The 6,623-nt window shown below is 32.6% G+C and carries 6 protein-coding genes, 1 pseudogene and 1 riboswitch; of the genes and pseudogenes, 1 reads left to right on the top strand and 6 read right to left on the bottom strand.

The window, feature by feature from the left end:
- Together AC1DJR_RS25330 and AC1DJR_RS25325 are read right to left on the bottom strand one after the other, a co-directional pair.
- The coding region (locus AC1DJR_RS25330; RefSeq protein ID WP_477003792.1) for a nucleotidyltransferase domain-containing protein at positions 1-630 on the bottom strand (630 nt) is incomplete at its 3' end.
- Positions 631-743: 113 nt separating this feature from the next.
- A complete protein-coding gene (locus AC1DJR_RS25325; protein WP_477003791.1) occupies positions 744-1,853 on the bottom strand; it encodes a PRK06851 family protein in 1,110 nt (369 codons plus the stop codon).
- A 149-nt stretch (positions 1,854-2,002) separates the two neighbouring features.
- A riboswitch (SAM riboswitch) is annotated at positions 2,003-2,115 on the top strand.
- Positions 2,116-2,204: 89 nt separating this feature from the next.
- Here AC1DJR_RS25325 and AC1DJR_RS25320 point away from each other — a divergent pair.
- Positions 2,205-2,516: pseudogene (locus AC1DJR_RS25320) on the top strand (cyclase family protein); the annotation flags it as partial.
- 25 nt (positions 2,517-2,541) lie between these two features.
- Here AC1DJR_RS25320 and AC1DJR_RS25315 read toward each other — a convergent pair.
- From AC1DJR_RS25315 to AC1DJR_RS25300, 4 genes are all read right to left on the bottom strand, one after another.
- A complete protein-coding gene (locus tag AC1DJR_RS25315; protein ID WP_033708170.1) occupies positions 2,542-2,925 on the bottom strand; it encodes a hypothetical protein in 384 nt (127 codons plus the stop codon).
- Between the two features lie 229 nt (positions 2,926-3,154).
- A complete protein-coding gene (locus AC1DJR_RS25310) occupies positions 3,155-4,381 on the bottom strand; it encodes an ATP-binding protein (RefSeq protein WP_477003790.1) in 1,227 nt (408 codons plus the stop codon).
- Positions 4,382-4,524: 143 nt separating this feature from the next.
- A complete protein-coding gene (locus AC1DJR_RS25305) occupies positions 4,525-5,646 on the bottom strand; it encodes an S-adenosylmethionine decarboxylase related protein (RefSeq protein ID WP_477003789.1) in 1,122 nt (373 codons plus the stop codon).
- A gap of 231 nt (positions 5,647-5,877) precedes the next feature.
- A complete protein-coding gene (locus tag AC1DJR_RS25300) occupies positions 5,878-6,546 on the bottom strand; it encodes an LSm family protein (protein ID WP_002016710.1) in 669 nt (222 codons plus the stop codon).
- Between the last annotated feature and the right edge of the window lie 77 nt (positions 6,547-6,623).

Here is a 6,623-nt window from a genome sequence, read left to right as displayed (position 1 = left end):
TTTCAATCCAACGTCCAATTCAGTACCTGCTTTTTTCTTTATTAACAACTTTTCAATTTCATTCAATACACTAGGCTCTACTGATAGTTCCATAATTAACCGGTCAAATTCTACTGGGGGCAATGTCCCTTTCTCTTCTAACCATTTACAAGCTAAAATAGGACGTAATACGTAAAAGTACTTTTTCAACTTTACATTTTCAACTTGCAAAAATTCACGATAATTTTTTGAAGCCATATGTAAGTAATGATATATCGTTGCTTTTGGATCAAAATTCTTTTCACTCATTTGCTGAAGCTGTTCTGGAAGGTTCGAGTTTTTCGAATAAAAAATCGGCGATCGAATCCATTCGAGTAACGCTGGATTTGACTTTGCAAACAGTTGCAATGCCTTTTTAATATCCCAACCACTTATGTCTAAATCATCACTAATTGGATATTCGATTACATCACGCTTATCATGAATTGATAAATACCATTCTACTGGATGTATATAAACAAACCTAACATCATAATCGCTATCTTTCGATGGGAATCCCCAAGCACGACTCCCTGATTCCACTGCAAATAAAATTTTCACATCATTCTCTTTTTCAATTCGTTCTAGTTCTAATTCAATTTTCTCTCTCATTTCATACCATCTCCATTTTTTGATTATTTCCCTGGTAATTCGACAAATATACGACTAATTTTACTATATACCAAAACAGCTGTCAGAAAATTTCTGACAGCTCAATAAAGCACCTATTTTTTCTTTTCCATTACAGTAGCCGCAATGCGTTCAAACTCATTTTGAATCTCCTCTTTATATGCATCCACTTTTGAAAAATCCATAGCAGCAATATAAATTCGTTCTAATTTATCACGAACTGATTTTGCTTTTGCTAAGAAAGACATCGCCTCATTCATTTTTGCTTTATATTGAATGGAAACGTCACGAATTTCTGTAGCATACTTCTCATCCGTCCCTGGTTTAACAATAAGAGCATACATATCTATAATCTCATCACCTTCGCGACTTGGAAAATATTCATGTGGTGCGGTACTATCAAAAATTGCAAATCCTAATTCTCTTACGATAACCATATCAAGACTATTCGGGTCAAATCCGCAATGATATACTTCAACGTCAAAACCTTTTTCTTCTGCTGCCTTCGATAACTTTTTAAGCATTGTTGATTTTCCAGAACCCGGGCGTCCTTTTATAAAATAACGATGTGGTAATCCTTCTGTTAAATTAGGAACAAAATCAACTGCTCCTTTCGGTGTAGCAGCTCCTAAAAAACGATGTTTCACAATCGATTGTTTTCCCTTTTTATCTGCAAATAATTTCTGAATTAGCTGTTCTGTTAGTTCATTTGCTTTATTAAAATCAATGTTATTAATATATATTTTCTCCCACTCATCATGTATAACTAACGCCTCTTTAAAACATCCGTAAGCAGATTTGAAAGCCTTGCCCGCTTCTAATACAAACCGTTCAATTTCTAACTTCTGCTTTCTTAATTTATCTGAGTCCCAAGCAACTCCTAAATTTATATACTCTTMAATAACTCCTGGCATTTTCGGCTCAATAACATGCGGTGATGTTCCATCAACAATTCCTACTTTTAATTTCGGAATAATCACCCCATCAACTGACTTATTATCAGAAGAACAATGCAAAAGTTCAATATCATATCCTTTTTCAACCCATTCACGCCCTATTGCCTTTATTAAAGAAGATTTTCCCGTTCCTGGACCACCCTTTAAAATAAACAACCTATCTAGTCCTTTTAAATTCTCTTCGTATAAATTATGAAATCCTCTAGCTGTATTGCCACCAGCATAATAATTCAATACATTCCCTGTCACTGCACTCACTCCTTCGCAACAGTCTACTTACATAAGCTACAATATGCGAGCAACTTTATTTGGGTGAACACCTAATTTGTATTGCACGAAAAAAGGAAATGAATTACAATTTAAATATCACAAACATTCCGAATTTAAAACCGAATAAACCTTTATCAAGAGAGGCAGAGGGACCGGTCCTTTGAAGCCCAGCAACCTCAGTTTATGCAAACTGAATAGGTGCTAATTCCTGCAAAATGCATTGCATTTTGGAAGATAAAACTCAACTAGTATGTAAAGCTCATCTTTCTTGATTATGAAGGATGGGCTTTTTATTATTTGAAAAAAATATATTGGAGGTATGTAAAATGAAATTCCAATCTATCTAATAAATGGAATACCGAAGCTTATGAGAAAGAAGCGTTTTATCTTTCCGAAGAATTAGCTGAAGAACTAGTTCAATTAAAAGTAAAATCTGTCGGTTTAGATTTTATTTCTCCTGATGAGGTAACGACAGAAACATCACCGATTCATCACATACTGTTAGGAAATAATATTTACTTAATTGAAAACTTAACAAACTTAGATGCCATTAAAGCGAAACGATTCTTTTTCTCAGCAGCACCTTTAAAAATTAAAAATAGTGACGGTGCTTTCGCAAGGGCATTCGCTGTTATTTTTTAAACATGGTCTACAAAAAAAGCAAAGATCACTTTTGACCTTTGCTTTTATATTTTTTATTTAAGTTAAAAAAGAATTGCTCCACCCTTGGGCGTATCCAAGCTAAATAATCTTTATCTTTCTTCTTTGTACAAGCTATCTCTTCTCCATCTACCATTTCGACAAGTTCTAGCTCTAACAGTTGCCTCGTAAATGCTACCATATTTACTTCTTCTGCTGGATATTCTTCTTTTAATTTCTCCTCAATTTCTCCCAATAAAAAACCGTCACGCATCATTGCTAGTGCATCAATCCAAAGTGGCGGCATTTCATATGTCTCTCCTGTAATCGTATCTTTTACAATATAGTTCTTTTGCTCTTTTCGAAATTGAATCGTGTGTAAGCATACAGTCGAATTTAATGTTAATTCCATCATACCACCCCTTTCATCATATCTGCATAGAAAAAAGGATGCGCGTGCACCCCTTCTTTTCTTTTCATAACACTACYGAACCGTTACAYGAGCTAAAAGCTCTATGTCGATATTTTCCTCCATTATAAACGAAGTKTTTTATAAAAAAAACCCTTCTTGAAACATTTTATAAAATGTTTATATTTACACAACAAGAACACTTTTCTGAAAAGTAATTTCGTCTAATGCACTACACTGTTGGTAAATAAATTTCCACTTTCGTTCCTATCCCCATACTACTTTCAATCGCGATACTCCCTTGATGTTCTTCAATAATTTTATATGTAATCATTAATCCAAGACCTGTACCATTCTCTTTTGTTGTATAAAAAGCTTTTCCGATCTTTTTTATTTTCTCATTTTCTATCCCAAGACCTTGATCTTCAACAGAAATACACAAGTTCTCTCCAGCTTTTTCATATGCCAGAATCCGAATATTCCCGCCTCCTGGCATCGATTCAATTCCATTTTTGATGATGTTTAACAACACTTGTTTTAATTGCTTATCATCACCATTTATAACGGGTAAATTTCCATCTACTTGCAAATTAAATTTCACTTTATATTGAGTCGCATAGCTTTCCATTAACTGTACAACATATAAAAGGATTTCCCCTATATTACACCATTCATAATTTGTTGGTTTCGGTTTTCCTAATAACATCAATTCACTAACAAACCCATTAATTCTCTCAATTTCTTGCAGCATAATCTCATAGCTCATCGTATCWKCAGGRTTTCTTTCTTTTTGMATTTGYGTAAAYCCTTTTAWAGCTGTTAATGGATTTCGAATTTCATGAGCGATTGTTGTAGACATAGTCCCAATAACCGCTAAGTTTTCTGTCTCTTTCATACTGTTCATCATCTCAACAACTGTCCTTACATAAGATTGAAATCTCTTTAATAAAGAATGCGAAATGATGAAAAAGAATATACATAATACAAGCGGAATCACAACTTTTACATCTTGTAATATCAAAGTAAAAAATACATACTTTCCAATTACACTACAGGAAACKAAATAAAAATATTTTCTGTTCACGAAAATCGGTGCAAATAGAATTAAAAATATTTCAACCATATTTCCATTTTCAAAAACACGATCACTGTGTAAATAAATCATTAAGTTATTAATAAGATCAATAAGCATGTACCCAATTAAAAATAAGTATTTCACAAAATATGCATAACCTTGTTTTTGAAGATATATTGAAATAGGAAATAAAGATATTACTAATATATATACACCTATTCCCATACCACCTTCTGGCCACCCTACCCTTGCTTCATTAATATTCATAGCGGGATAAACAAAATAATAGATAACGTCATATAAAAAGAATATAATATAGAATAATAATATAAATACTTTTAAAGCTTCTCTTTCTTCATAAATCAAGCTCTTGTATTTGTTCATATAAAAACTCCTCTTGATCAATACAAAAAAACATTTCAAGTGTTATCTCTTTAAATTATAATTATGAAATTGCTTTCAGAGCAACATGTAACCTTCTAATACTAAAAGGAAGGAGATACAGCTCCTTCCTTTTCAGTTACAATTTATATCCATCTTACCCTATCATTTAGCAATCCATCTGTAAAATTATTATGTCCTACTACAAAATCCTTCATATATAAATTTAAATATTCCCCATACTTACTTTCAGTATTTAATAATAATTCTTCTACATAATAAGCGCCTTGTCCAAAAGTATCTAACAGTAAACTACATAAGCCAGCATAAATTCCACACCCTACTTGGAAGTACGTCGCATTTGTTTTATATTTTCGAAAAACTTGGCTACTATTCATTACATTATACATGTATGCATTGATCCGATAAAGAAAACCCACTTCCATATTAAAAGATTTCCCTAAAATTAAAACTTCTTCATGTGGCATTAAGCAACCATAAAATTCTTTTTCACCTAACTTTACTTTATACTCTGAAGCATATACATCCTCATAAAAGTAAAGTGGACGATGATGACTCATATACATAGGATAACTCCATATCGCTTCATCAAGAAAACGCTCAACTGCCCATGATGCATAAAGTGTATGAGGTTTTATAAGCTCTTTATCATTCAAAAATGAATTATCATGTTCTACAATATAGCATGCTCGCGGCTTTTCATTTGGACGTTCTTTCATAAGCTCAACAACCATCCATTGAACAACACCAGGATTCATACCTGAGCCTATAATCGCTCTTGTATTTGTAAATGTTTCTTTCTCCTTCTCAAACCTCGTATACCTTTCCGTAAGCTGAAAACCAAGTAAACTATCGTCTTGATCTACTGCCTCATTTTCCAAAGCCGAATTAATATAACAAATGCCAAGGTCATTACAACAACTCAGTACCCTAATTGTATCTGCACCTGAAACATCAATAACAACCTTCGTTCTTTTTTCCTTTAAATGATGTTTAAATTTGACTACATCTTGAAGGTTTATTTCATATAAAAAAAATTGCTCTTTCAAATTTGGAAACAACTCATCATAATAACTTTTATCTTTTTGTTTTATATCCACCAAATGGAAGTTCACATTCTTTATCACTTCATAAATTGGATCTTTTTCATTTACTACCGCTTGATTCAAAATTGCTAACACTGCTTTTGCTGCTCCACCAGCACTGCCAAGTAATGTAATCGAAAACGAATCTGGAAACTGCTCCACAAACAAAACCCCTTTAATAAAGTAGTTAAGCAGCACTTCCTCAAAAGTGAGTTGAATACACAAAAAGGTAGCTCGTACACCTTTAGTACAAGATTGCCCCTTCAAAGATCACACTAACATACCTATATGATATTCAATTCATTKYCCCCTCATATCCAAATCGAATTAAACAAATAGGCTCGACCTTTTCTTCCCTATATATAAAAGAAAAGGCCAGCCCTTTCAACTAGCCTACGGACAATGGACAGATTTCACATGTTGAATATTCACGTACATTTTTGCGTCACGTGCTTTTAATATTTCAATATGCCCTTCATCAATTTTCGTCATCTTTCCGATTTTATTAGATTCCTCGCCTAAATCAAACACCATAATTTTCCCTGACATTTTAATAAGCTGTTCTTCAAAAGTTCTAGCTAGAGTAATATTTAATGGATTTACGGGGAGTTCATTTTTATTGAGGGAATAAGGCACTTGGTTCTCTTTATAAGGAATTAACCACTTCAAATGCTTTAAAGATATATATACAGTTTTGTAAACAGGGCTATAAAAAACAATATAATCGTTCATCACACTTGTAACATAACCGTGTATCGGAACATTTCCTGCCACATAAATTTCTGTAAAAATCCCTTTAGATGTGATTAATACTTTTCTCAAAGAAATTGAAGGTGATTCCCTCTTAATTACAGAGTCCACACCAGGCTTTAATATTTCTTCATCATGCTCTCTTAAAAATTTATAATACTGGATATGGTATAAAGATATATATACATAGTCTTGTCCATTGTAAAGAACTACAATATCATTTCCTACATCAATTAATACACCTTTAAATCTTTTTTCACCGATTAATTTAACGTATATATTTTCTCCAATATTTTTGTTTAACTCATTCATCTATATCCTCCTTTCTATAAAATACTACTTTTCCTGCCTTCCATTTCTAAAAAAATAATCAGGGCAATGTTCTGTCT

It is taken from the genome of Bacillus sp. 05T31, assembly GCF_056396725.1.
This window is presented reverse-complemented; position numbering and strand designations above follow the sequence as displayed.